A 25,775-nucleotide genomic window follows, 5' to 3' on the forward strand; every position below is an offset into this window, starting at 1 on the left:
CTCTCCACGTAATGTGAGAAAAAATCACATAATGAGGGGGTTGGGATGGCCACGTTACCGTCTCTCAATGCGTTGCGCGCGTTCGAGGCCACCGCCCGCCTGGGCAGCGTCAGTGCCGCCGCCGAGGAGCTTCATGTCACGCATGGTGCGGTGAGCCGTCAGCTACGAACGCTGGGAGAACACTTTGGCGTCGAACTGTTCGAGAAGGCTGGGCGCGGGCTCGTGCCGACGAGCCACGGTCGTCTGCTATATCCCGCCGTCGGTGAGGCTTTCTCACGCTTGAGCGAGGGCTGCTCGGCGCTGACCCGCCATCTCGACGAGGCGCCGTTCACGCTGGCCTGTCCCGGCAGCCTGCTGGCACGCTGGTTGATTCCGCGGCTCGACCGGCTCAATGCCGACCTGCCCGAACTGCGCCTGCGGGTGGTCTCCAGCGAAAACGAACTCGACCCGCGTCGCGAGGATGTCGATGCCACGCTGCGTTTCGCCGCGCCGCCCTGGTTTGATGACATGCCGGTATTCGCACTGATGCCGGAGCGCATCGTCGCGGTCGCGACACCGGCGATCTGGACGACGGCAGCGAAGGGATCGGCCAGGGCGATGCTCGAGCGGCTCACGCTGCTGGATACGGCGTCGCGGCCGCAAGCCTGGCCCCAGTGGGCAGCGGCCATGGGCGTCGATGACGCGACGCTGGCCGAAGCGCGCGCCAGGGGGCGCAGTTTCGAGCATCTCTACTATCTGCTGGAGGCTGCGCTGGCCGGCCTGGGCGTCGCCATCGCGCCCGAGTTGCTGGTGGCGAGCGAGTTGCACCAGGGGCGGCTGATGGCGCCGTGGCCGGCGATCGAGACCGATGCGTCGCTGGGGCTGTGGCTGGCGCCCGGCATCGATACCCGGCGCGGCGAGCGCCTCGCCGAATGGTTGCGCCGCGAGCTGACCGGCGTTCAGCGCTGAGCCTGCGCCCTCGCCTGCATCCGTTCCAGGGCCCGGCGATAGGAGCCGTTGCGCACCGCCCAGCGCATCACCGGGGCGATGGCGCGGATGCCGCCGCGAACGGCGTGGCGCTCGAGCCGCGACATCTCGAGGCTGAGCAGTGTCGCCGCCCAGGAGGGCAGCAGATCGATGCCGGCGCGCATGAACAGCGTCCCGGCCGACCGGAAGATCGGGTTGGGCGGCAAGGCGTGCAGCAGTACGCCGGTCACGTCGCGGGTCCGTGTGTCGCAGACGAGATACCGACGCTGACGTTCCAGATAGGCGTCGATCGCCGCGCGCGATCGGGGCACGTGGCGCGCGCCCAGTGCCTCGGCGACGCGTGCGGTTTCATCGAAGTAGCGATCCTGGTTCTCGAGGCTGAGTCGGGGATTGCGATAGCGCATGTGGGCGGCCAGGAAGCGGCTCATCTCGGCCACGTGGACCCACACCAGCAGCTCGGGATCGTTGGCGGCATAGGGCGTGCCGTCGGCGGCGTGACCGCGGACGCCATCGTGAACCCGGCGCACCCGCTCGATGACCCGCTCGGCATCATCGCGGGCACCGAAGGTGGTGACGGCGATGAACTGGCTGGTACGGCGCAGCCGGCCGATCATGTCCTGGCGGAAGTTAGAGTGATCCCAGATGCCGGCCAGCGCCAGCGGGTGCAACGTCTGCAGCAGCAGTGCGCTGATACCGCCGCACATCATCGGCGTGAACTCGCCGTGGACCTGCCAGGCGACGGTATCCGGACCGAACAGGCCGGGATCGCCCTTGGGCTCGGTGTAGTCGACCCCGCCCAGCGTGCGGCCGGTCAGGTGGCTGATGCGCTTTTCGATCGCGTCGCGCAGGGAAGTCATGGCATTGGGTTCGGGTCAGGGCGATGGCGCATGAACGGTCTCGCCGTCGGCGACGGGGACGCCGTCGCGGATGGCGCGGGAAAAGGCCTCGCTCCCCGCATTGTACGGGATCTGCCGGGCGCGCGGATTGATATGGCCCCGCTGGCGCAGGAATTCGAGCGGATGGCTGCTGTCCAGCCCACCGATATCGTAGACGTACGCCGGCAGATAGCCGGAGAGAATCAGCCGGATATCCCTGGGTAGGCCCGGCACGATCTTGTCGACCATGTCGAAGACGATGGTGGTGCAGTTGCTGGTCAGCGTGTTGTAGAACGCGGGTGCCGCGCGCAGCCTGTCGGCTTCGTCGAGATAGGCCAAAAACAGCTCGCGCCGGGCGGCCGGCGACAGCCCCACGTTGTAGAGATAGACGTCTTCGCCTCTGACGTTGCTGCGCAGGCGCAGAATATCGTTCTCGTCGGCGGCGATCAGGTTGACCTCGAACTGCTTGAAGAAGCCGCCGCTGATCGAGAACGTTTCATCGCGTTCGCGGCGGATCTCCACCGAGAAGGTCAGATGCCGGCCATCGTCGAAGCCGAAGCTGATCAGGGTGTGGGCGATCGCCGGCCCCATCCAGTAGGAGACGATCATGTCGACACGATCGAGCTGCGACAGATCGTACTCGCGGGTCTCCCAGTGCGGTGTCGCGGTCTCCGGTGTGTGCCACTCGAAATCGCGAACGTCATGCAGCGTCACCCGATCGCCCTCGCGCTCGTAGGAGAGCTGGCGGGCGACATCGGGTGCCCAGTCGCGGTCGTTGCGAGGCGTCAAACCCTGCCACCAGGCAACGAGGGTGACCAGCGCGATGACGAAGCTGCAGCGTGCCGCCAGCGCGAGGTGCGGCCGCGCGCGCTGCCAGAGCGGCGCCAGCAAGGCAATGCCGCCGACCAGGCACCAGACGGCAAGGGTCGATATCACCACGCCGGGCGAGCCGGGCAGCTCGAAGTGGATTGCGAGAGCGCCCCAGCCGATGGTGGCGATCAAGGCGATGGCGCGCACGCTGCGGCCGAGGATGCGAAGCAGGCGGCGAGTCGGACGAACGGAGAAGGCCATGGCGCTCCATGAGACGGTGGCGTACGGAGACCGCCAGTGCCCAACGGATAGTGCGGGCGCGAGCGGCACCTCCTGCGGACACGGTGGCGGAAAGGAGCGATGGTGCCGGACAAGCGCGAGGGAATAAAGCGCTGTCGGGATTGTGGTGGATCGGGGTGGCGGCGTTATACTAAAGTCTAATGCATGATGCCGGACTCGCATGCCGATAACGGCTACCAAGCACTTGAGCTCGTTTGGGCTCTTCGACTCAAGACGCCTGTCAACTTATTGTCCGACAGGCTATCGTGCCTCGAGAGCCACGACCCTGGAGAAGCCGAGATTTCCGATTCGCTGTCCCACTCGCTGCGCCGTCTCTGGACGCTCGACAAGTTCGCCTACAGCCTTCGTGTCTTCCTCGCTTTCAGCGGTGCCATCGCGCTGAGCTGGGCTCTCGATCAGATCGCGCTCGCCATCCCGCTGTTTCTGGGCATCATTGCCAGCGCCCTTTCCGAGACCGACGACAACTGGGAAGGCCGGGTCCGGGCACTGCTGGTCACGCTGATCTGCTTCTTCGTCGCCTCCACCTCGGTGGAGCTGCTGTTCCCCTGGCCGTGGCTTTTCGCACCGGGGCTCGCGCTGTCCGCGTTCGTGCTGATCATGCTCGGCGCCATCGAGCAGCGCTATGCCACCATCGCTTCCGCCACGCTGATTCTCTCCGTCTACTCGATGATCAACATCGAGCAGCACGGCGGTACCACCGATGGCAATTTCTGGCATCAGCCGCTGCTGCTGGTCGGCGGTGCGGCCTGGTACGGCCTGATCTCGGTCATCTGGTGCCTGCTCTTCTCGCGCCAGCCGGTCAAGCAGAGCATGGCCCAGCTCTACCGTGAACTGGGCGAGTATCTGATCATCAAGGCGACGCTGTTCGAGCCACTGCGCGGGCTCGACGTGGAAGCTCGGCGCGTGGCGCTGGCGCGCCAGAACGGGCGGGTGGTGATGGCGCTCAACCAGGCCAAGGAGATGATCTTCCGGCGTCTCGAAGGGCAGCGTGGCAGCCGCAAGCTCAATCGCTACCTGCGACTCTACTTCATCGCCCAGGACATCCACGAGCGGGTCAGCGCCTCGCACTACCCCTATTCGGCGCTGGCCGAGACCTTCTTCCACCACGACGTGCTGTTCCGCTGCCAGCGTCTGCTCGACCAGCAGGGGCGAGCCTGCAAACGGCTCGGCAAGGCGTTGCTGCTGCGTCAACCGTTCGACCACAGCCTGAGCGAGCAGGCTCTCGAGGACCTGCGCGCCTCGATCGTCTACCTGCGCGCCCAGCGCAATCCGGCGTGGACGCCGCTGCTACGTTCGCTGCAGGCGCTGGCGCGTAACCTGGCCACGCTCGAGGATCAGCTCTCCAGCGCCCACAATCCCGACGCCGTTGCCGACCAGAAGGATGCGAGCCTGTTCAATCGCTCTCCGCGCAGCTTCAAGGACGCCTGGGAGCGGGTACGCCTCAACCTGACGCCGGGCTCGCCGACCTTCCGCCATGCGCTGCGCCTGCCGATCGCGTTGCTGGTCGGCTACGGCGTGCTGCATCTGGTTCATCCGACACAGGGCTTCTGGATTCTGCTCACCACGCTGTTCGTGTGCCGACCCAACTTCGGTGCCACGCGGCGCTTCCTGCGCCAGCGCATCATCGGCACGGTGCTGGGGCTGGTGGTCGGCTGGGCGCTGATCAGCCTGTTTCCCGATCCGCTGATGCAATCGCTGATCGCCATCGTCGCCGGTGTCGTTTTCTTCGCCAACCGCGAGAAGCACTACGTGATCGCGACCGCCGCCATCACCACGCTGGTGCTGGCGAGCTTCAATCAGGTCGGCGACGGTTTCGACCTGATCATGCCACGGCTGATCGATACGCTCATCGGCGCGGTGATCTCGGGGCTCGCAGTCTTCTTCATCCTGCCCGACTGGCAGGGACGCCGGCTCCACAAGGTGGCTGGTGCGGCGCTGGCCGGCAGCAGTGCCTATCTGCGCGAGATCATCCATCAGTACGAGGCCGGCAAGCAGGATGATCTCGCCTATCGCCTGGCCCGGCGCAACGCCCACAACGCCGATGCCGCGCTCTCGACCGTGCTCGCCAACATGCTTCAGGAGCCCGGGCACTACCGCAAGAAGGATGCCGACGAAGGCTTCCGCTTCCTCGTCGTCTCCCATACGTTGCTGGGCTATCTCTCCGCGCTAGGGGCCCATCGTGGCACGCTGGCGGCGAGCGAGCGCGACACCGATACTTATGTCGCTGCGCGCCGGCTTGCCGAGGGTTTCGATGCCATCGCCGCCGGACTGAGCGCCCGCGAGGCGATACCCGACTTCAAGACCGAGCAGAACGACCTCATCGCCGTCTTCGAGCAGGAGCCAACCAGCGCCCAGGACGACGGCGACGACGAGCGTCGCCTGATCCAGGCGCAGCTCGCCCATATCAGCCGCCAATTGGTGCCGATGAGCGAGGCTGCGGCGCGCCTGATCGAGACTCAGACGCAGGCGCACGATGAGAAGGCCGTCGAGACGAGCTGAGACGCCGGGTGCCGGCGCCTCGTCCAGGCTGATGCGCCCGTGCGGCCGAGGCGTCGGCCGCCTTACACCTGGCCGTACCTGCCCGCCTCGTCGCCGAGCCAGCGGCGAATCAGCGGCGTCGCGGCGTCGGGGGCTTCTTCCAGCAGCGCCTGGGCCAGCGCGGTGACGGTATCGAGCAGGTCGCGGTCGCGCTCCAGGTCGGCGATCTTCATCTGCGCCAGGCCGGTCTGGCGGGTGCCGAGCACTTCGCCGGGGCCGCGCAGTTCGAGATCCTTTTCCGCCACCTTGAAGCCGTCGGTGGTGTCACGCAGGATGCCGAGCCGCTGGCGGGAGTGGTTCGACAGCGGCGGGTGGTAGAGCAGCACGCAGTAGCTGTCGACGCGCCCGCGCCCGACCCGGCCACGCAGCTGATGCAGTTGGGAGAGCCCCAGTCGCTCCGGGTTCTCGATGATCATCAGGCTGGCGTTGGGCACGTCGACCCCCACTTCGATCACCGTAGTGGCGACCAGCAGGTCCAGCTCACCGCGCTTGAAGGCGTCCATCACCTCACCCTTCTCGGCGGCTTTCATGCGGCCGTGGACCAGCCCGACATTGAGTTCCGGCAGTGCTTCGACCAGGGTGTCGCGAGTCACTTCCGCGGCCTGGCAGGTGAGCGCTTCCGACTCCTCGATCAGGGTGCAGACCCAGTAGGCCTGACGCCCCTCGGCACAGGCGTTGCGGATTCGCTGGATCACTTCCGGACGCCGTTCGTCGGGCACCGCCACGGTATGCACGGGGGTGCGGCCCGGCGGCAGCTCGTCGATCACCGAGAGATCGAGGTCGGCGTAGGCGCTCATCGCCAGGGTGCGCGGGATCGGCGTGGCGGTCATGATCAACTGGTGCGGGGTGAGGCCGCCGGACTCGCCCTTCTGGCGCAGCGCCAGGCGCTGGTGGACGCCGAAGCGGTGCTGCTCGTCGATCACCGCCAGCCCCAGCCGATGGAAAGTCACGTCGTCCTGGAACAGCGCGTGGGTGCCCACGGCGACCTGCACGCGACCGTCGGCGATGGCCGCCTTGGTATCCAGGCGCGTCTTGCCCTTGAGCTTGCCGGCCAGCCAGCCCACCTCGATACCCAGCGGTTCGAGCCAGGCGCGGAACTGGCGAAAGTGCTGCTCGGCGAGGATCTCGGTGGGCGCCATCACCGCCGCCTGACAGTCGCCGGCGATGGCGTTGAGCACCGCCATCGCCGCGACCACGGTCTTGCCCGAGCCGACATCGCCCTGGACTAGCCGCAGCATCGGGACTTCCCGCTCCAGATCACGGCCGATCTCCTCGAGCACGCGACGCTGGGCCTGGGTCAGCGAGAACGGCAGCTGGGTCAGAAAGCGCGCCTGCAGGTTGCTGGCGGCGGCCAGCGGGGGGGCGCCGTCGGCCTGAATGCGCAGCCGCACCTGACGCAGGCTCAACTGATGCGCCAGCAGCTCTTCCAGCGCCAGCCGCCGCTGGGCTGGATGGCGACCATCGGCCAGACGCTCCTGGGGGGCGTCTGGCGGCGGTTCGTGGAGATAGCGCAACGATTCGATCAGTCCCGGCAGCCGAAAGCGGCCCCGCAGCGGTTCGGGGATCCACTCCGGCAGGCTCTCGGGGGCTGCCGCCAGACGCTTCAGCGCCTGTTGGATCAGCGCCCGTAGGCGCGGTTGCGCCAGGCCCTCGGTGGCCGGGTAGATCGGGGTAAGATGTTCGTCCACCGGCGTGGCGTCGGACTGGATCAGGCGATATTCCGGATGATAGATCTCGAGTCCGGTACTGCCGGCCCGGGCCTCGCCGAAGCAGCGCACCTGGACGCCCTTGACGAACTGCTGCTGCTGGGCCGGCGAGAAGTGGAAGAAGCGCAGGCTGAGAATGCCGGAGCCATCCTTGAGCCGCACCAGCAGGCTGCGCCGGCGGCCGCGAACCACCTCGGCGGCGCTGACCTCGCCCTCGACCACCGCCTCGGTGCCGGCGCGCAGGGTGCCGATCGGGGTGATCCGGGTCCGGTCCTGGTAGCGCAGCGGCAAATGGAACAGCAGGTCGGCGACCTGTTCGATGCCCAGCCTGGCCAGCTTGAGGGCGAGGGCCTCGCCGACGCCGGAGAGATCGGTGACTGGCGTATCGAGGCTCATGCCGCCTCGACGTCGCTACCCTGGATTTTATCGATTGCCTGGATCAGGGCATCGATCGCCTTGGGCCGCGGGAAGCTGGCACGCCAGGCCAGGGCGACGCTGCGCGTCGGCACATCGCCATTGAACGGTCGGCTTTCCAGCAGTCCGCCTTCGTAGTGGCTGGTGCCTATCGCCAACTTGGGCAGTACCGTGATGCCCAGGCCGGAGGCGACCATGTGACGAATGGTCTCCAGTGAACCGCCCTCGGCAATCAGGGTGTTGGAAGGGTTGTTGAGCTGGGCGCTGATCGCCGGGCACGCCTCGAGGATCTGGTCGCGGAAACAGTGGCCCTCGCCGAGCAGCAGCAGGCGCTCGGTCAGCAGGTCCTCCTTGTCGATCGCCGCCTTTTCCGTCCACGGATGGCCGGCTGGCAGCAGTACCTCGAACGGCTCCTCGTAGAGCGTCTTGGTGACCACGTCGGGTTCGTTGAACGGTAGCGCCACGAAGATCGCATCCAACTCACCGCTGCGCAGCTTGCGCCGCAGCACGCCGGTGAAACTCTCCTCGATGTACAACGGCATCTGCGGGGCGACGCGTGACAGTGCCGGGATCAGGTGGGGGAACAGGTAAGGGCCGATGGTATAGATGGCGCCGATGCGCAGCGGACTGATCAACTGATCCTTGCCTTCGGTGGCCATCTCCCGGATCAACGTCGCCTGCTCCAGCACGCGGTGGGCCTGCTCGACGATTCGTTCGCCCAGCGGGGTGACCTGGACGGTGGACTTGGAGCGCTCGAACAGGGCGATGCCGAGTTCGTCCTCGAGTTTCTTGACGGCCACCGACAGCGTCGGCTGAGAGACGAAGCAGCGTTCGGCGGCGCGGCCGAAATGGCGCTCCTGGGCCAAGGTTACGATGTAGCGGAGTTCTGTTAGAGTCATTGGCTGGGACCGAAAGGCTCCCTGTCAGCGCGATTTGGCAAGTGAACAGCGGTACGCAATTCTCGTGGTCACGCTCGTGCGTGCGCGTCCTCAGGGACGAATCATCAAGGACGTTTTACCAAGAGGCTAGGGAAAGGTGAAGAAAACAACGCTAATTCTCGGCTGTGGCGATATTGGCACTCAGCTCGGGAAGCAGTTGATCGACGCCGGTCATCGCGTGATCGGCGCGCGGCGCAATGTCGGCGCGCTGGAGGGAACCGGCATCGAGGCGGTGGCGCTGGACGTCACCGACGAAGCGGCGCTGGCGGCACTGCCGGATGCCGACATCATCGTCTACGCCGTCACCGCGGATCGGTTCGAGGAGTCGGCCTACGCAGCGGCGTATCCGACCGGGCTGAAAGCGGTCCTCGAAACGTTCGGGGCCCGTGAGAAAAAGCCGGAGCGGATACTCTTCGTCTCCTCGACCAGTGTCTATGCCCAGCAGGGTGGTGAAGAGGTCGACGAGACCTCGGAAACCGACCCGAACGGTTTCTCCGGCACGTTGATGCGCGAAGCCGAGCAGGCACTGCTCGCGCATGATCTGCCCGGCACGGCGGTGCGTTTCTCGGGCATCTACGGACCGGGGCGCGACCGCCTGATTCGCCAGGTGAGCGAGGGCCGGATCGCGGCCTCGAACCCGCCGATGTACTCCAACCGCATCCATCGCGACGACTGTGCAGGAGTCATTGCGCACCTGATTCAACTGTCGTTGGAGGGCAAGCCGCTGGAGCCGGTCTACCTGGCCAGCGACTGCGATTCCGCGCCGCTGCACGAAGTGATGGCGTGGATTGCCAAGCGACTCAAGGTCGAGACGCCGGAGGTGATCCAGTCGCCGCTGCGGCGGCGCTCGAGCAAGCGCTGCAACAACCGGCGGCTGCTCGATTCCGGTTACACGTTTCGCTATCCCACCTTCCGCGAAGGTTACGAAGACGTGCTCCAGCAGGGCGGCTTTCTGTCGGCCAAGGAGAAGGCATGACGTCAGGGCGCTAGCGCGACGCGTGATGTCGCTCGTCCATGACGTTTCGAGGACGAATCGATGTCGATTCGATGACGCGATTCCTCAACCCGCTGAAATGTCTGATAAAGCGCCTCCGGGCGCTTTTTTTGTGACCCGTACCACCGCCCGAGCTGTCATCGTTTCTTAATTGTCTAGATAAATAACCGTCACACGACGTCGCCAGACTGTGTCCAACATTTTGGGGCCCACATAACGGCCCGACACTTTCCGGGACGAATCGTATGACTGCCATCGTTAGCGTCGAACGGCTCGACAAATCCTTCGGCCCCCATGCGGCGCTGCGCGAGATCGGTTTCGAGATCCACGCCGGCGAGCTGGTCACGCTGATCGGGCCCTCCGGCTCGGGCAAGTCGACCCTGCTGCGCCACCTCATCGGCCTGAGCCGCGCCGACCGCCAGTCGCACAGCCTCGTCCGGGTGCTGGATCGCGACGTGCAGCGCGGCGGACGCCTGCTTGGGGCCAGTCGCGAACAGCGCCGTCGCTGCGGCTACATCTTCCAGCAGTTCAACCTTGCCGGTCGCCTCAGCGTGTTGACCAACGTGCTGGTCGGCCACCTCGGCGCGATGCCGCGCTGGCGCGCCCTGACCGGCCGCTTCACCCAGCAGGAACGGGACAAGGCACTGCAGGCCCTCGAGCGGGTCGGCATCGTCGCGCTGGCCCACCAGCGTGCCAATACGCTGTCGGGTGGCCAGATGCAGCGCGTCGCCATCGCCCGGGCGCTGGTGCAGGAGGCGGAGGTGATCTTCGCCGACGAACCGATCGCCTCCCTCGATCCGCGCAGTGCCCGGGAAGTGATGGAAATCCTGCAGCGCATCAATCGCGAGGATGGCCGCACCATCGTCGTCACCCTGCATCAGGTCGACGTTGCCCGCCGCTACTGCCGACGCGCCATCGCATTGAAGCAGGGTCGCCTCTACTACGACGGGCCGATCGCCGGCCTCACCGATGCGCGCCTGCAGGCGCTCTACGAGAACGCCGGTCTCGACGAGCTCGAATCCTCCCGTCAGCCCGGTCATCGGATCGCGCCGCCGCTGCAGGCGGTGGGCTGATCCGGGCGGGCGTTCGACCCACGACTCACGATCCCTCACCCACGATACTTCAAGGAAACGACATGATTTCATCCCTGTTGCGCCGCACGGCCCTGCCGCTGATCGCTGGGCTCGGCCTGCTCGGCGGTACGTTTGCCGTCGGTTCCGCCCAGGCCGCCGACGAGGCGCTGCGCTTCGGCATCATCTCCACCGAGTCGAGCTCCAATCAGGCGACCCAGTGGCAGCCATTTCTGGATGACATGTCCGATGCCCTGGGCGTCAAGGTCGAGCCGTTCTTCGCCACCGACTACGCCGCAGTGATCCAGGCGATGCGTTTCGACAAGATCGACCTGGCCTGGTACGGCAACAAGTCGGCGATGGAAGCGGTCGATCGCGCCGGCGGCGAGATCTTCGCCCAGACCGTCGCCGCCAACGGCGCGCCAGGCTACTGGAGCCTGATGATCGTCAACAAGGACAGCCCCTACAACAACGTTCAGGACATTCTCGCCAATGCCAGCAAGCTGACCTTCGGCAATGGCGACCCCAACTCCACCTCGGGCTATCTGGTGCCGGGTTACTACGTCTTCGCCAAGAACCATGTCGACCCCAATACCGCCTTCAAGCGCACGCTCAATGCCAACCACGAGACCAATGCACTGACCGTGGCCAACGGCCAGGTCGACGTCGCCACCTTCAATACCGAGAGCATGGAGCGCCTGGAAGTCACGCATCCCGACAAGGCCGCCCAGCTCAAGGTGATCTGGAAGTCGCCGCTGATTCCGTCCGATCCGCTGGTCTGGCGCACCAATCTGCCGCAGCAGACCAAGGACGAACTGCGCCAGTTCTTCCTCAGCTATGGCGATACCGACGAGCAGAAAGCGATCCTCGAGCCGCTGCAGTGGTCCGGCTTCGCCGCTTCCGACAACGACCAGCTGCTGCCGATCCGTCAGCTCGAGCTGTTCAAGCAGCGCGCCCAGGTCGCCGCCGACGATTCCCTAGATGCCGACGCCAAGCAGCAGCAACTGGCGGATCTCGATGCCCGCCTCGACGTGCTGAACCAGCGTATGGAAGCCCGCGACGCCGCCCAGGCCGAGCGCGCCGACAACACCACGGCGATGGCCAACTAAGGCCGCGTTCATCGCTGGCAGCAAGGCCGCGGACAGCGCCCGGCTGCCAGCGATAGCGCCACCCCGGCCTTCACCGATTTCGTCAGGACAACGCACATGCAAAGCGCCGCTTCCTTCGACATCCGCACCCGATCCGGCAAGCGCAGTTGGACCACGCTGCTGGGCTGGGCCATGGCCGTCGTCGTGCTGGGCTGGGCCTGGCAGGGCGCCGAGATGGCGCCGAGCCTGCTGTTCCAGAACGCCGGCAACATGGCGACCCTGGCCGCCGACTTCGTGCCGCCCACCTTCGGCCGTCTCGACCACTACATCGATCAGATGCTGGTTACCCTCCAGATCGCCATCTGGGGCACGCTGCTGGCAGTGCTGTTCGCGATCCCCTTCGGCCTGCTCTCGTCGGAAAACCTGGCGCCCTGGTGGATCAACCAGCCGGTGCGGCGGCTGATGGACGCCTGCCGTGCGATCAACGAACTGGTGTTCGCGATGCTGTTCGTGGTCGCCGTCGGGCTAGGCCCCTTCGCCGGCACCCTGGCGCTGTTCGTCCACACCACCGGCGTGCTCGCCAAGTTGTTCTCGGAAGCGGTGGAAGCCACCGATGCCGGGCCGATGGAGGGCGTTCGCGTCACCGGTGCCGGGCGCCTGGAAGAGATCGTCTTTGGCCTGATCCCCCAGGTACTGCCGCTGTGGATCTCGGTCAGCCTCTACCGCTTCGAATCCAACATCCGCTCCGCCACGGTGCTCGGCATGGTCGGCGGCGGCGGTATCGGGGTGTCGCTGTGGGAGACCATGCGTGGTTTCCAGTACACCGAGACCGCCACGATCATGCTGGTGATCATCGTCGCGGTGACGCTGCTGGACATGGTGTCGCAGCGTGTTCGCAAACGCTTCATCTAGGCCATTACGAAAACTGCCTGCGCTCGCCCATACCGCGTTAAGAATCGGCTCAAAATGCTCATTTACACACACGTAAACTCCGCTTTTTCGCCAATTTTTGCCTTGTCTGGGCGTCGCTCGGCGACTTTTCGTAGACGGCCTGGAGGATATTCCAATCCAGGTTTGAGCGTATCCGATGATGTCTAGACAAGTTTTGACACTACCCCGCTACCGCGAACTGGCCGAGGTGCTGGTGCGCGAGGTCCGCGCCGACTATGACCCGGGCGACCTGCTGCCGACCGAGGCGCAGCTCGCCAGGCGCTTCGCGGTCAACCGCCACACCGTGCGGCGCGCGCTGGACGAACTGGTTGCCGCCGGCATGGTGACCCGCCATCAGGGGCGTGGCACCCAGGTCGTCGATCGCCGGCTCGACTACGCCGTCAGCGCCGGCAGCAAGGTGACCCAGAACCTGGCCGGCCTCGGGCTGCCCTCGACGACCTGCTGTCTCGAGCAGGGGCTCGTGAATCCTCCCGAGGCCATCGCCCAGCGCTTCGGGCGGCCTGCCAGCGAGCCGCTGCTGCGGGTCGACACCGTGCGCACCGTTGACGATGCCCCGCTGATGCGACTGCGCCACTGGTTCGATCCCGCGCGGGTGCCGGGCTGGCTGGCACGTTATCGCGGCGGCTCCACCCGCGCCCTGCTGGCCCAGCACTACGGCCTGCAGCTGCATCGGCGGCAGGTCCGTATCGACGCCGTCGGCGCCGATCGCGACGACACCCGCTGGCTGCAGTGCCCGCTCAACGCCCCGCTGCTGGTGATGACCAGCAACAACACCGACGCCGATGGCGTGCTGGTGGAAGTCTCCGTGGGTCGGGCGCGGGCCGACCGGCTCTCCTATCACGTTGATTTCGAGGAAGCCGCGGGCCAGGGCCACGCGAGCCCTGGCGCCAGCGATCCTTCCGCTCTCTTTCCCTCCGACGAGGACGACGCATGACTCGCACCTCCCGAGGCGACCGCCAGCGGCTGCTGGCGCTCTCCCCGCGTCAGCACATCGAGGCCCACTGGGGCGCGCTGGGCCGGCTGCCAGGCCACCGCTGCCTGCGCGGGCCGGAGACCGGCATGGCGATGCTCAAGGGCCGCATCGGCGCCACCGGCAACGCTTTCCACCTGGGCGAGATGACCCTGACCCGCGCTAGCGTGGCGCTCGGTGACGGCACCGTCGGCCACGGCTGGGTGCGCGGTCGCGACCATCGCCACGCCGAACTGATCGCGCTGGCCGATGCCGTCGCCCAGCACACGGCGTGGCAGGAAGCACTCGAGACCCGGGTACTGGCGCCGCTGGCCGACGAACTCGCCGCGCGCCAGCGCCGGGATACCGCCACCGCTGCAGCCACCCGAGTCGATTTCTTCACGCTGGTCAGGGGGGAGTGACGATGGCGCAGAGAGAGAGGGTGACAACAGAAAGAATGGACAGAGACGCGGTGAGTGCCGCCTGGCCCGGGCTGGCCGACCCCGCCCACGATAGCCAGCGCCTGTTCCGCCAGATTCTCGGCGCGATGTCCGAACCGGGCACGCTGGCGACGCTGGCCGTGCCGGCACCGCCGAGTGACGCACTCGGTGCCGCGCTGTGGGGCGTGGTACTGACGCTCTGCGATCTCGAGACACGCGTCTGGGTCGCCGCCGACCTCGACTCGCCGGCCCTGCGCCAGGCGCTGGCATTCCACACCGGGGCGCGCATCACCGACGACCCGGCGAGCGCCGATTTTGCGCTGCTGACCCATGACGCCTTCGATCCACAGACGCCGTTTGCGCCGGGCAGCGACACCTATCCCGATCGCGCTACCACGCTGCTGGTCGTCGTCGAGCGACTGGCCAACGCCGGGCCCTCGATGCTCTCCGGGCCTGGCATCGAGACCATCCGCGCACTCGACATCGGCGACTCCCCCGGCTGCCGGGCATTGATGGATCGGCTGGCCGCCAACCGTGCCAGCTTCCCCCAGGGGCTGGACATGATCTTCGGCTGCGGCGCGCGGCTGGCGGCGGTGCCACGCAGCACCCGCGTCAGGCGCGCCGATGCCAAGGAGGTGAACTGATGTACGTTGCCGTCAAGGGAGGCGAGCAGGCGATCGCCAGAGCTCACCGCTGGCTGGCCGACCGCCGTCGCGGCGATCGCGAGCGCCCGGAACTCGAGGTCGCCCAGATCGGCGATCAGCTGCGGTTGGCCGTCGACCGGGTGATGAGCGAAGCCTCGCTCTACGACCCCGAACTGGCCGCGCTGGCGTTCAAGCAGGCCAGCGGCGATCTCACCGAGGCCGTGTTCCTGCTGCGCGCCTATCGCACCACGCTGCCGCGGCTGGCGGTGAGCGAGCCGCTCGACACCGCCAGCATGCGCATCGAACGGCGCATCAGTGCCACCTACAAGGACATCCCCGGCGGCCAGATCCTGGGCCCGACCTACGACTACACCCATCGACTGCTCGACTTCCTCCAGCTCGCCGGCGCCGAGGTGCCGCCTGCCGAGACCCGTGACGACGTCACCGACGCCGAACCCTGCCCGCAGATTCTCGAACTGCTCAACGATGAAGGGCTGGTGGAGCAGGCGGTCGATGACGGTAGCGAACCCATGGATATCACCCGCGATCCGCCGGATTACCCGATGGACCGCGCCGCCCGGCTGCAGATGCTGGCCCGCGGCGACGAGGGCTACCTGCTGGCGCTGGGTTACTCCACCCAGCGCGGCTACGGCCGCAATCACCCCTTCGCCGGAGAGATTCGCCAGGGCCAGGTGGAGGTCGAGGTCCACGTCGAAGAGTGGGACGAGACGATCTGCGTCGGCGAGATCGCGCTGAGCGAGTGCCAGATGATCAACCAGTTCGGCGGCTCGCGCGAAGCCGCGCCGCAGTTCACCCGGGGCTACGGCCTCGCCTTCGGCCACAACGAGCGCAAGACCATGGCCATGGCACTGGTCGATCGCGCCCTGCGCGCCGAGGAGCTGGGCGAGCCGATCAGCGGCCCGGCGCAGCAGGCGGAGTTCGTACTGGCCCACGCCGACAGCGTCGATGCCTCCGGCTTCGTCTCGCACCTGAAGCTGCCGCACTACGTCGACTTCCAGTCCGAGCTCGATCTGCTCAGGCGGCTGCGCCGCGAACATGCTCGACATTCTTCACCTGAGCGGGGCGAATCGCTGGATCGACCTTCCACGGAGGAAGACACGTCAGCGAGGAAGTCGGGGCAAGGCAAACACGACCGAGAAAGCGGAGTTCATGGGTCATGAATGAGCATTTGGAGGGTGTGTTTGACGCCGTAGCCGGCGACGCAGCTAGTTTCGGGAGCCCAATATGAACGGTTACAACTTCGCCTACCTCGACGAACAGACCAAAAGAATGATCCGCCGTGCGCTGCTCAAGGCGGTGGCGATCCCCGGCTACCAGGTGCCATTCGGTGGCCGCGAAATGCCGATGCCCTACGGTTGGGGCACTGGCGGCGTGCAGGTCACCGCCAGCATTCTCGGCGCCGACGACATCCTCAAGGTGATCGACCAGGGCGCCGACGACACCACCAACGCGGTCAGCATCCGCCACTTCTTCCAGCGCGTGGCCGGGGTCGAGACCACCACCGCGACCACGGCGGCGGATGTGATCCAGACCCGCCACCGGATTCCCGAAACCCCGCTGCGCGCCGGCCAGATTCTGGTGTTCCAGGTGCCGATCCCCGAGCCGCTGCGCTTCATCGAACCCAGCGAACAGGAGACCCGGCTGATGCACGCGCTGGAGGAGTACGGCGTGATGCACGTCAAGCTCTACGAGGACATCGCCCGCTACGGCCATATCGCGACCACCTACGCCTATCCGGTCAAGGTCGACGAGCGCTACGTGATGGATCCCTCGCCGATCCCCAAGTTCGACAACCCCAAGCTCGACGGCAATCCGGCGCTGATGCTGTTCGGCGCTGGGCGCGAGAAGCGGCTCTACGCGATTCCACCCTACACCCGGGTCGAGAGCCTCGACTTCGAGGACCATCCGTTCGAGATCCAGCGCTGGGAGCACGCCTGCGCGCTGTGCGGCAGCGATCACAGCTATCTCGACGAAGTGATCACCGATGACCAGGGCGGGCGGATGTTCGTCTGCTCCGATACCGACTACTGCCAGAGCCGGCGGGGAGAGGTGGCATGAAGAAGCCGGTACTGGAACGCCCGGTCCTGCTGGATGTGCAGGGCATCACCCGACTCTACGGCCCGGCCAAGGGCTGCGAGGCGATCGATTTTCAACTCCACGCCGGCGAAGTGCTGGGCATCGTCGGCGAATCCGGCTCCGGCAAGTCGACCCTGCTGCGGGTGCTCGCCGGCCTCGAGGCGCCGGATGCGGGGCGCGTGGTCTATCGCCGGTCTTCTGGCGAGCCCGAAGCCGCTCGCAGCGATGTCCACGAGCCCGACACTGCTCGAAGGGGCGGCACCCAGGCGCTGGGCGGCGACCCGCAGGCCAACGCAGAGGCGGAGCTCGATCTCTATGCCATCGGCGAGGCGCGACGCCGGGCCCTGCTGCGCCTGGAGTGGGGGCTGGTGCATCAGAACCCCCGCGACGGTCTGCGCATGGGCGTGTCCGCCGGGGCCAACATCGGCGAACGGCTGATGGCCCAGGGCCAGCGCCATTACGGCCAGCTCCGTGCCACCGGCCAGGCGTGGATGGGCCAGGTCGAACTCGACCCCGGGCGTATCGACGATGCCCCGCGGACCTTCTCCGGCGGCATGCAGCAGCGCCTCCAGATTGCCCGCACCCTGGTCACCCGGCCACGGCTGGTGTTCATGGACGAGCCCACCGGCGGGCTCGACGTCTCGGTACAGGCGCGGCTGCTCGACATGCTGCGCACGCTGGTGAGAAGCCTCGGCCTGTCGGTGGTGCTGGTGACCCATGATCTCGCCGTGGCGCGCCTGCTCGCCCATCGGCTGATGGTGATGCGCCGAGGGCAGGTGGTCGAGACCGGCCTCACCGATCAGATTCTCGACGATCCGCAGCATGAATATACGCAGCTGCTGGTGTCATCCGTGCTGACACCTTGAGGAGCATCGAATCCATGACTGCGCACCTTGATCACGGCGTTACATGGGGCTCGTTTGCTCGCCTAACACCCAGTTATGTCTCGCATCCTGCGCTCCGGGCGCCTTGTGCTGAAGACTGCTCGTCGATGCCTTCGACACTCCCCAAACTCATTGAAGGGGCTTCTTGATGCATTCCATGACGAACACTCGACCTCGCCTCACGGTGAACGGGTTGTACAAGCAGTTCCTGCTTCACGGCCAGGGCGGGCTCGAGATCGATGTGATGCGCGATCTCTCGCTGACGCTGCAGGCCGGCGAATGTCTGGTGCTGGCCGGACGCAGCGGCATCGGCAAGAGCACGCTGCTGAAGATGCTCTACGGCGACTACCGCATCGATCAGGGCCGTATCCGGCTGCACTTCGACGATGGCGATCTCGATCTCGAGGCCCTGCCGACCTATGCCTGGCACGGGCTGCGCCGCGACGTGATCGGCTACGTCAGCCAATTTCTGCGGGTGGTGCCGCGGGTCGCCGCCGTCGACGTGGTGATGGAGCCGCTGCTGGCCCGTGGCGCCGACGAAGCCGAATCGCGCCGACGGGCCGAGACGCTGCTGGCCCGGCTCAATCTGCCCGAGCGGCTGTGGCGACTGCCCCCCGGGACCTTCTCCGGCGGCGAGCAGCAGCGCGTCAATATCGCCCGTGGCTTCATCGGTGAGCACCCGCTGCTGCTGCTCGACGAGCCCACTGCATCGCTGGATGCCGCCAACCGGGATGTGGTGATCGCGCTGATCGGCGAGGCCAAGGCGCGCGGTACCGCCATGCTCGGCATCTTCCACGACGAGGACGTGCGCGAGCGCGTCGCCGACCGCCTGCTGCCGTTGGATGGCAGCCTGGGCGGCTTGTCCAACGCCAGCCAGACCTGCCGGGAGAGCCTGTCATGAGTGCACGGGAACAGATTCTGACCCACGCCACACTGGTGCTCGACGACGAGACGATCGACGGTACGCTGGTGATCCGCGACGGGCGTATCGCCGCCATCGATCACGTTGCGAGCCAGGCGGCGGGTGCCATCGACTGCGAGGGCGACATCCTGCTGCCGGGGCTGGTCGAGCTGCACACCGACAACATGGAGAAGTACTTCCAGCCGCGGCCCAAGGTCGAGTGGCCGGGGCTCCAGGCCGCGCTGGCCCATGATGCCCAGATGGCGGCCAGCGGTATCACCACGGTCTTCGACGCGGTCTCGGTGGGCGACGTCGACGAGCAGAGCATGCGTCACGGCTCACTCGACGCGATGTGCCACGCCCTGGCGCGGATCGCCCACGATGGGCTGGCGCGGGTCGATCATCGCCTGCACTTGCGCTGCGAGGTGAGCCACCCGAATACGCTGGCGCGCTTCCACGAGCTGTCGTCATCACCGCTGCTGGGGCTGGTGTCACTGATGGATCACGCCCCCGGCCAGCGCCAGTTCGCCAGCCTCGAGGCCTATCGCACCTACTATCAAGGCAAGTACAAGCTCGATGGCGCAGCGATGGACGCCTTCATGGCGTCCCAGATCGACAACAGTCGGCGCTACAGCGCCGAGCATCGTCGCGCCATCGCGGCGATCTGCCGCGAGCGCGGTCTGGCGATCGCCAGCCATGACGACGCCACCGTCGAGCACGTTGTCGAAAGCGCCGAGTACGGCACCCGGGTGGCGGAGTTCCCGACCACCCTTGAGGCGGCACAGGCCTCCCACCGTGCCGGCATGGCGGTGATGATGGGCGCACCCAACGTGGTCCGTGGCGGCTCCCACTCCGGCAATATCGCCGCCGCCGAGCTGGTCGAACTGGGTGTGCTGGATATCCTGTCGTCGGATTACTACCCGGCGGCGCTGCTCGATGCGGTGTTCAAGGTGGCGGCGATGGAGAACGGCTACGCGCTCCCCGGCGCGGTCGCCACGGCGACACGCCTACCGGCGGAGGCGGTGGGTCTGACGGACCGGGGGCGTCTGGCACCGGGGCTGCGTGCCGATCTGCTGCGGGTGCGCGTGATCGACGAGCATCCGGTGGTGCAGCGGGTATGGTCCGCGGGCCAGCAAGTTCACTGAGGGTACGTCTGAAAATGCCTGCGCTTGTCCATACGGCGTTAAAAATCGGCTCAAGATGCTCATTTACACCCCGTAAACTCCGCTCTTTCGCCGATTTTTGCCTTGTCTGGACTGCGCTCGTCGATTTTCAGATCGACCCTGGATAAATGCCGATGTCTCGGTCATCACGCCCGGCAATTTATCTCACGGCCGGGAATATCTGGAATACGTAGATAGAAAGAGGCTGAAATGAGCGACGGTCGATTGATCTACGTCATGGGCGCCAGCGGCGTCGGCAAGGACAGCCTGCTGCGCGAGCTGCGCCAGCGCCGCCCGGATGTGCTGGTGGCGCATCGCTATATCACCCGGGCCAGCGGTGGCGGCGAGAACTGTGTCGAGCTGAGCGCCGCCGAGTTCGCCTGGCGCCGGGCGCAGAGGCTGTTCTGCCTGGCGTGGCACGCCCACGGGCTCGACTATGGCGTCGGCATCGAGATCGAGTCTTGGCTGGCGGCCGGGCATACGGTGGTGCTCAACGGCAGCCGCCGCGCGCTGGTGCTCGCGCGGTCGCGCTTCGGTGCGGCGCTGGTGCCGCTGCTGGTAGTGGCGGATGCCGAGGTGCTGCGTCGGCGTCTGCTCGCGCGTGGGCGCGAGACGCCGGCCGAGATCGAGGCGCGGCTGGCGCGGGGTGGAGGCGAGGAGAGTCTGGTCGATCTCCCGCGGCTCGACAACGGCGGCGAACTGGCACAGAGCGTCGAGGCGCTCGAAGCCTTCGTCGATGCGTCGCCTGCGACGGCATCGCCGCCATGAAGCTGCGTTTCGCCGGCACCGGTGACAGCGCCCAGGTGCCCTGCTTCGGTTGCGACTGCCTGGCGTGTCAGCGGGCGCGACTGCTGAGTTGCCACCGCCGTGGGCCGTGCGCCGGCGAGCTCGAGCTCGATGGCGAGCTGATCCTGATCGACGCCGGCCGCATGGATCTGGCTGCGCGCTGCGAGCGTCAGCGCCCGGCCGCGATCCTGCTGACCCACTACCACGCCGATCACGTCCAGGGGCTTTTGCACCTGCGCTGGGGGCGGGGCGAGTCGATTCCGGTGTACGGCCCCAAGGATGCCCAGGGGTGTGCCGATCTGCACAAGAATCCCGGCATCCTCGACTTCCGCCCCGGCCTCAAGCCGTTCCGGCCGCTCACCCTCGGCGGCCTCACGGTGACGCCGCTGCCGCTCAATCACAGCAAGCTGACGCTGGGCTATGCGATCGAGGACCGCGTCACACGGCTGGCCTGGCTGTGCGACACCGTCGGCCTGCCCGGCGCCACCGAACGCTTCCTGAGCGAATGGCAGCCCCACGGCGTGGTGATCGATGCCACCCATCCGGATTCGTCTGCCGCGCCGCGCAACCACAACAATCTCACCATGGCGCTGGAGACCATCGAGCGCCTGGGTCCCTCCCGCGCCTGGCTGACGCACATCAGTCACGAGCTGGATGCCCATTGGCTGGCCATGCCCCCGACGCTGCCCGACGGCGTGGCCGTGGCCGTCGATGGCAGCGACATTCTTTTCTGAGAGGGATTTCATGTCTTCGCAGCCCGCTTCCCGCCGCTTGAGCGATGCACCGACCTGTGCGCCATCGGCGAAACTTCACGAGAGCCGCCTGGGCGCCTGGACCGAGATAGGTGACCGCTGCGTCTTCAACCACGTCACGCTGGGCGACTACAGCTACGTCGAGCGCGATTGTGACCTGATGTTCGCCGAGATCGGCAGATTCACGTCCATCGCCTCGAGCGTGCGTATCAACCCCAGCAACCACCCGTGGTGGCGGCCGACGCTCCATCATTTCAGCTATCGGCCCGGCAAGTTCGGCTTCGTCGACAGCGACCAGGGCGTCGATGATCGTATCTTCGCCTGGCGGTCCGAGGATCGTGTCGTCGTCGGTCACGATGTCTGGATCGGCCATGGCGCCATCGTGTTGCCGGGCGTGACCATCGGCAACGGTGCCATCGTCGGTGCCGGTAGCGTGGTCACCAAGGATGTCGAGCCCTATACCATCGTCGTCGGCAATCCCGCCCGGGCGTTGCGGCCCCGCTTCGAGGATCCCGACACCGTGGCACGCCTGGAGGCGCTGGCCTGGTGGGACTGGCCACACGAGCGGCTGGCCCGGATGCTGCCGTTGTTCCAGGGCGATCCCGGCGCTTTCCTCGAGGCAGCCGAGGTCGAGTCTCGGCCGACGTCGTGCTCCTAGCCGGCACTACGGGCTAGCGTTCGATAGCGCGAGCCGCCGTTGCCGAGCTGCGATTCCACCAGCGCAAGATGGTCGAAGCGCCAGCGCAGCGGGGTGGAGAGCCGTGCAGAGGATGGCGCGCGGTCGGCCTGGCGAACCAGGCTGACATGCGGAGTGAAGTCACGCTGTGGCGCGGTGAAACCGTGACGGGCGAGCGCCTGCCAGAGCTCGGCATCGAGTGCCAGCAGTGCAGGGTCCGGCGCTTGGCTGCCGGCCCAGACGATGCGCGGCTGAGGAAAATGGCCGAGCCGATCCAGCGTCCACTCGCCCTGCGGCGCCGGCCACGCCCGGGTCAGCTCGAGCAGCGCCGCCAGCCGCGAGGCGTCGACACTGCCCAGAAACGCCAGCGTGATATGCATGTTCTGCGCCGGTAGCGGGTAGCCTCCGCAGCGGGGTACCAGGCGTTCGGCCTCGGCGGCCAGCGCCCGACGACTGTCGTCGTCGGGCCACAGGGCGAAGAAGAGTCGGCGAGGAAGGGTCACGATGGCGGCTCCCGGTGGCGTTGCCAGCAGGGTGGCGTATTGTTCCCCTCGTTGCCAACGGTTTCCCGGTATGCGCGTGGCTCCCGCTCAGGCAGGATCGTTGTTCGGCCGCGGCTCTTCGCCCTCCATCGTCGAGCCGTGATCCTGGCGCAGCGGGCCGGCCAGCTTGCGCAGCGCGACATAGAACACCGGCGTCAGGAACAGGCCGAACAGGGTTACGCCGAGCATCCCGGCGAAGACCGCGATGCCCAGTGCCTGGCGCACCTCGGCACCGGCGCCGTGACCCAGCGCCAGCGGTATCACCGCCGCGGTGAAGGTGATCGAGGTCATGATGATCGGACGCAGTCGCAGCCGGCAGGCTTCCAGCGCCGCCTCCACCACGCTGCGACCCTGGAACTCGAGCTCGCGGGCGAATTCGACGATCAGGATCGCGTTCTTGCACGCCAGCCCGATCAGCACCACCAGTCCCACCTGGACGAAGACGTTGGTGTCGCCACCGGAAATCTTGACGCCGACAAGAGCCGACAGCAGGCACATCGGCACGATCAGGATCACCGCCAGCGGCAGGGTCCAGCTCTCGTAGAGCGCGGCCAGGACCAGGAACACCAGCAGTACCGCCAGCGGGAATACCACCAGCGCGGCATTGCCCTGGGTGAACTGCTGATAGCTGAGGTCGGTCCACTCGAAGTCGATGCCATCCGGCAGTACCCGCTCGCCGATATCGGACAGAACGCCCATCGCCTGGGGTGAGGAGAGCACCCGCGGATCGGCCTCGCCGGCCAGGTCCGCCGCCGGATAACCGTTGAAGCGCAGCACCGGATCGGGGCCGAAGCTCTGGTGGATATCGATCATCGAGCCGATCGGCACCATCTCGCCCTGGGCATTGCGGGTACGCAGTCGGGCGATGTCCTCGACACTGTCCCGGTAGGGGGCGTCGGCCTGGGCGATCACCTGCCAGGTGCGGCCGAAGTTGTTGAAATCGTTGACGTAGGTGGAGCCAAGATAGGTCTGCAGGGTGTCGAACAGGTCGCTCACCGCCACGCCCTGGGTCTTGGCCTTGAGGCGATCCACCTCGGCATCGAGCTGGGGCACGTTGGCCTGGTAGCTGGTGATCGGATAGGACATGCCCGGGGTCTGCACCACCGCGCCCTGGAACGCGGTCACCGCCTCCTGCAGCGGACCGTAGCCGAGCCCGCCGCGGTCCTCGATGAACAGCTGATAGCCGGAGCCGTTGCCGAGCCCCAGGATCGGCGGCGGCATGAACGAGAACGCGATGCCGTCCTTGAGGCCGGCGATCCTGCCGGCGATCTCGGCGTTGATCTCTGCCGCGGTACGGGTGCGCTGGTCGAACGGCTTCAGGGTCAGGAACGCCAGCCCGGTGTTGGCGGTGTTGGTGAACTGCAGTGCGTTGAGGCCGGGGAACGAGATCGCGTGCTCGACGCCGTCGGTCTCCATGGCGATATCCACCACCTGACGCAACAACTCGTCGGTGCGCTCCAGCGAGGCGCCTTCGGGCAGCTTGACGCCGGCGATCAGGTACATCTTGTCCTGAACCGGAATGAACCCTGGCGGCACCAGCTTGAACAGATAGCCGGTGGTGCCCAGCAGGATCAGGTAGATCACGAACACCGCGCCGCGACGGCGCAGGCTACCCGCGACCACGCCCTGGTAACGATTGGAACTGGCGTTGAAGAAGCGGTTGAACGGTCGGAACAGCCAGCCGAACAGGAAGTCGATGATCCGGGTCAGGCGGTCCCTGGACGCGTCGTGGGACCTGAGCAGCATCGCCGCCAGCGCCGGTGACAGCGTCAGCGAGTTGATCGTCGAGATGACCGTGGAGATGGCGATGGTCACCGCGAACTGGCGGTAGAACTGGCCGGTGACCCCGGAGAGGAACGCCATCGGCACGAATACCGCACACAGTACCAAGCCGATGGCGACGATCGGGCCGGACACCTCGCGCATCGCCTGGTGGGCGGCGGCCCTCGGCGCCAGTCCCTGGCCGATGTTGCGCTCCACGTTCTCCACGACCACGATGGCGTCATCCACCACGATACCGATCGCCAGCACCAGCCCGAAAAGGGTCAGGGTGTTGATCGAGTAGCCCAGCAGGTAGAGCACCGAGAACGTGCCCACCACCGAGACCGGCACCGCCAGCAGCGGAATCAGCGAAGCGCGCCAGGTCTGCAGGAACAGCGTCACCACCAGCACCACCAGCAGTATCGCCTCCAGCAGGGTCTGGATCACCGAGCGGATCGAGTCGCTGACGAACAGCGTGGTGTCGTAGACGGTGCGATATTCCACCCCCGGCGGGAACTGGGTGGCCAGCTCGTCCATGGTGTGGATCACCTGATCGCGGATCTGGAGGGCATTGGCGCCGGGCGACTGGAAGATGCCGATTGCCACCGCGTCCTTGCCGTCCAGCCGGGAGCGCAGGGTGTAGTCGCCCGCGCCCATCTCGAGCCGGGCGACATCGCGAAGCCGCAGCACTTCGCCGTCGGCACCGACCTTGAGCACGATGTTGCCGAACTCATGCTCGGTGGACAGCCGGCCCTTGGCGTTGATCAGGGTGAGAAAATTGCTGTGCGGCATCGGCTCGGCGCCGATCTGGCCGGCGGATACCTGAACGTTCTGCTCGCGCATGGCGGCGACCACGTCGCTGGCGGTGAGACCATGGGAGGCAATGCGGTCGGGGTCCAGCCAGGCGCGCATGGCGTAATCGCCGCCGCCGAACATCTGGGCCTCGCCGACGCCGGAAATCTTCGCCAGCTGGTCCCGCACGTGCAGGCGGGCGTAGTTGCGCAGGTAGAGGGTGTCGTAACTGTCATCCGGCGAGACCAGGTGCACCACCATCAGGAAGGTGGGCGACTGCTTCTGGGTGGTCACGCCCTGCCGCCTTACCGCCTCCGGCAACCGAGCCAGCGCCTGGCTGACCCGGTTCTGGACGCGCACGGTCGCCTCTTCGGGATCGGTACCGGGCTGGAAGGTGATGGTCATCTGCAGCACGCCATCGGAACCGGCCACCGACTTGAAGTACATCATGTTCTCGACGCCGGTGATCGCCTCTTCCAGCGGCGTCGCCACGGTTTCCGCTATCTCCTTGGGGTTGGCGCCCGGGTAGGTGGTGCGGACCAGCACCGAGGGCGGCACCACTTCCGGATACTCGCCGATCGGCAGATTGGGAATGGAAATCAGCCCCACCGCGAAGATGATGATCGAGAGCACCGCGGCGAAGATCGGCCGGTCGACGAAAAAGCGGGAAAAATTCATGACAGCAGGCTCCTGGGCGGCGGGGACGATGCCCGCCGCGTCTTGTCATTCAGAGGAGAG

The 25,775-nt window shown here is 66.7% G+C and carries 23 protein-coding genes; 17 read left to right on the plus strand and 6 right to left on the minus strand.

Annotated elements, in window-relative coordinates:
• Positions 1-45 precede the first annotated feature (45 nt).
• Positions 46-948, plus strand: a complete 903-nt coding sequence (locus DOM54_RS05265) for a LysR family transcriptional regulator (protein ID WP_110715331.1) — start codon at positions 46-48, stop codon at positions 946-948.
• On the opposite strand, the gene DOM54_RS05270 is transcribed toward DOM54_RS05265, so the two are convergent.
• Entirely contained in the window at positions 939-1,823 is an 885-nt protein-coding gene (locus DOM54_RS05270; RefSeq protein WP_110715332.1) for an oxygenase MpaB family protein, read from the minus strand. The genes DOM54_RS05265 and DOM54_RS05270 overlap by 10 nt on opposite strands.
• 15 nt (positions 1,824-1,838) lie before the next feature.
• Positions 1,839-2,912 carry an Lnb N-terminal periplasmic domain-containing protein gene (locus tag DOM54_RS05275; protein WP_110715333.1) on the minus strand — a complete coding sequence of 358 codons (1,074 nt, stop codon included), beginning with the start codon at positions 2,910-2,912 and terminating at the stop codon, positions 1,839-1,841.
• Between the two features lie 318 nt (positions 2,913-3,230).
• On the opposite strand from DOM54_RS05275, the gene yccS reads away from it, so the two are divergent.
• Positions 3,231-5,450 (plus strand): YccS family putative transporter, encoded by a 2,220-nt coding sequence (gene yccS / locus DOM54_RS05280; protein WP_240613782.1) that lies wholly within the window; start codon positions 3,231-3,233, stop codon positions 5,448-5,450.
• 62 nt (positions 5,451-5,512) lie between these two features.
• On the opposite strand, the gene recG is transcribed toward yccS, so the two are convergent.
• Positions 5,513-7,591, minus strand: coding sequence for an ATP-dependent DNA helicase RecG (gene recG, locus DOM54_RS05285; protein ID WP_110715334.1), 2,079 nt, complete (start codon positions 7,589-7,591; stop codon positions 5,513-5,515).
• The gene (locus DOM54_RS05290) at positions 7,588-8,508 is read right to left on the minus strand and encodes a hydrogen peroxide-inducible genes activator (protein ID WP_110715335.1); all 921 of its coding nucleotides are present in this window, start codon (positions 8,506-8,508) and stop codon (positions 7,588-7,590) included. The genes recG and DOM54_RS05290 overlap by 4 nt, the downstream gene beginning before the upstream one ends.
• A gap of 136 nt (positions 8,509-8,644) precedes the next feature.
• Here DOM54_RS05290 and DOM54_RS05295 point away from each other — a divergent pair, with 136 nt between their 5' ends.
• The 15 genes from DOM54_RS05295 to DOM54_RS05365 all read left to right on the plus strand — a co-directional run bounded on the left by DOM54_RS05295 (position 8,645) and on the right by DOM54_RS05365 (position 21,924).
• Complete coding sequence (locus DOM54_RS05295) at positions 8,645-9,523, plus strand: SDR family oxidoreductase (RefSeq protein ID WP_110715336.1); 879 nt, start codon at positions 8,645-8,647, stop codon at positions 9,521-9,523.
• A gap of 263 nt (positions 9,524-9,786) precedes the next feature.
• Positions 9,787-10,614 carry a phosphonate ABC transporter ATP-binding protein gene (gene phnC, locus DOM54_RS05300; RefSeq protein ID WP_110715337.1) on the plus strand — a complete coding sequence of 276 codons (828 nt, stop codon included), beginning with the start codon at positions 9,787-9,789 and terminating at the stop codon, positions 10,612-10,614.
• Between the two features lie 62 nt (positions 10,615-10,676).
• Complete coding sequence (gene phnD / locus DOM54_RS05305; RefSeq protein ID WP_110715338.1) at positions 10,677-11,720, plus strand: phosphonate ABC transporter substrate-binding protein; 1,044 nt, start codon at positions 10,677-10,679, stop codon at positions 11,718-11,720.
• A gap of 96 nt (positions 11,721-11,816) precedes the next feature.
• A complete protein-coding gene (gene phnE / locus DOM54_RS05310) occupies positions 11,817-12,611 on the plus strand; it encodes a phosphonate ABC transporter, permease protein PhnE (protein WP_110715339.1) in 795 nt (264 codons plus the stop codon).
• A 178-nt stretch (positions 12,612-12,789) separates the two neighbouring features.
• The gene (gene phnF, locus DOM54_RS05315; protein ID WP_162619767.1) at positions 12,790-13,584 is read left to right on the plus strand and encodes a phosphonate metabolism transcriptional regulator PhnF; all 795 of its coding nucleotides are present in this window, start codon (positions 12,790-12,792) and stop codon (positions 13,582-13,584) included.
• On the plus strand, positions 13,581-14,021 hold the full coding sequence (gene phnG / locus DOM54_RS05320; protein ID WP_110715341.1) for a phosphonate C-P lyase system protein PhnG: 441 nt from the start codon (positions 13,581-13,583) through the stop codon (positions 14,019-14,021). Before phnF ends, phnG begins: the two co-directional genes overlap by 4 nt.
• A 50-nt stretch (positions 14,022-14,071) precedes the next feature.
• Positions 14,072-14,683, plus strand: coding sequence for a phosphonate C-P lyase system protein PhnH (gene phnH, locus DOM54_RS05325; protein WP_110715383.1), 612 nt, complete (start codon positions 14,072-14,074; stop codon positions 14,681-14,683).
• Positions 14,683-15,864, plus strand: coding sequence for a carbon-phosphorus lyase complex subunit (locus tag DOM54_RS05330; RefSeq protein ID WP_110715342.1), 1,182 nt, complete (start codon positions 14,683-14,685; stop codon positions 15,862-15,864). Before phnH ends, DOM54_RS05330 begins: the two co-directional genes overlap by 1 nt.
• Positions 15,865-15,928: 64 nt before the next feature.
• Entirely contained in the window at positions 15,929-16,762 is an 834-nt protein-coding gene (locus DOM54_RS05335; protein WP_110715343.1) for an alpha-D-ribose 1-methylphosphonate 5-phosphate C-P-lyase PhnJ, read from the plus strand.
• Entirely contained in the window at positions 16,759-17,646 is an 888-nt protein-coding gene (locus DOM54_RS05340) for a phosphonate C-P lyase system protein PhnK (RefSeq protein WP_110715344.1), read from the plus strand. Before DOM54_RS05335 ends, DOM54_RS05340 begins: the two co-directional genes overlap by 4 nt.
• A gap of 175 nt (positions 17,647-17,821) precedes the next feature.
• A complete protein-coding gene (gene phnL / locus DOM54_RS05345; RefSeq protein ID WP_110715345.1) occupies positions 17,822-18,565 on the plus strand; it encodes a phosphonate C-P lyase system protein PhnL in 744 nt (247 codons plus the stop codon).
• Positions 18,562-19,710: an alpha-D-ribose 1-methylphosphonate 5-triphosphate diphosphatase gene (locus tag DOM54_RS05350; protein WP_110715346.1), complete on the plus strand. Its 1,149-nt coding sequence runs from the start codon at positions 18,562-18,564 to the stop codon at positions 19,708-19,710. The genes phnL and DOM54_RS05350 overlap by 4 nt, the downstream gene beginning before the upstream one ends.
• 228 nt (positions 19,711-19,938) lie before the next feature.
• Positions 19,939-20,496, plus strand: coding sequence for a ribose 1,5-bisphosphokinase (phnN, locus tag DOM54_RS05355; RefSeq protein WP_110715347.1), 558 nt, complete (start codon positions 19,939-19,941; stop codon positions 20,494-20,496).
• The gene (gene phnP / locus DOM54_RS05360) at positions 20,493-21,248 is read left to right on the plus strand and encodes a phosphonate metabolism protein PhnP (protein WP_110715348.1); all 756 of its coding nucleotides are present in this window, start codon (positions 20,493-20,495) and stop codon (positions 21,246-21,248) included. Before phnN ends, phnP begins: the two co-directional genes overlap by 4 nt.
• Positions 21,249-21,258: 10 nt before the next feature.
• Entirely contained in the window at positions 21,259-21,924 is a 666-nt protein-coding gene (locus tag DOM54_RS05365; protein ID WP_110715349.1) for a DapH/DapD/GlmU-related protein, read from the plus strand.
• On the opposite strand, the gene thpR is transcribed toward DOM54_RS05365, so the two are convergent.
• On the minus strand, positions 21,921-22,445 hold the full coding sequence (gene thpR, locus DOM54_RS05370; RefSeq protein WP_162619768.1) for an RNA 2',3'-cyclic phosphodiesterase: 525 nt from the start codon (positions 22,443-22,445) through the stop codon (positions 21,921-21,923). The two genes, DOM54_RS05365 and thpR, sit on opposite strands and share 4 nt — an antisense overlap.
• Before the next feature lie 87 nt (positions 22,446-22,532).
• Complete coding sequence (locus DOM54_RS05375; RefSeq protein ID WP_110715351.1) at positions 22,533-25,715, minus strand: efflux RND transporter permease subunit; 3,183 nt, start codon at positions 25,713-25,715, stop codon at positions 22,533-22,535.
• Positions 25,716-25,775 lie beyond the last annotated feature (60 nt).

The sequence above is a fragment of the Salinicola acroporae genome (assembly GCF_003206615.1).
Taxonomy (GTDB): domain Bacteria; phylum Pseudomonadota; class Gammaproteobacteria; order Pseudomonadales; family Halomonadaceae; genus Salinicola; species Salinicola acroporae.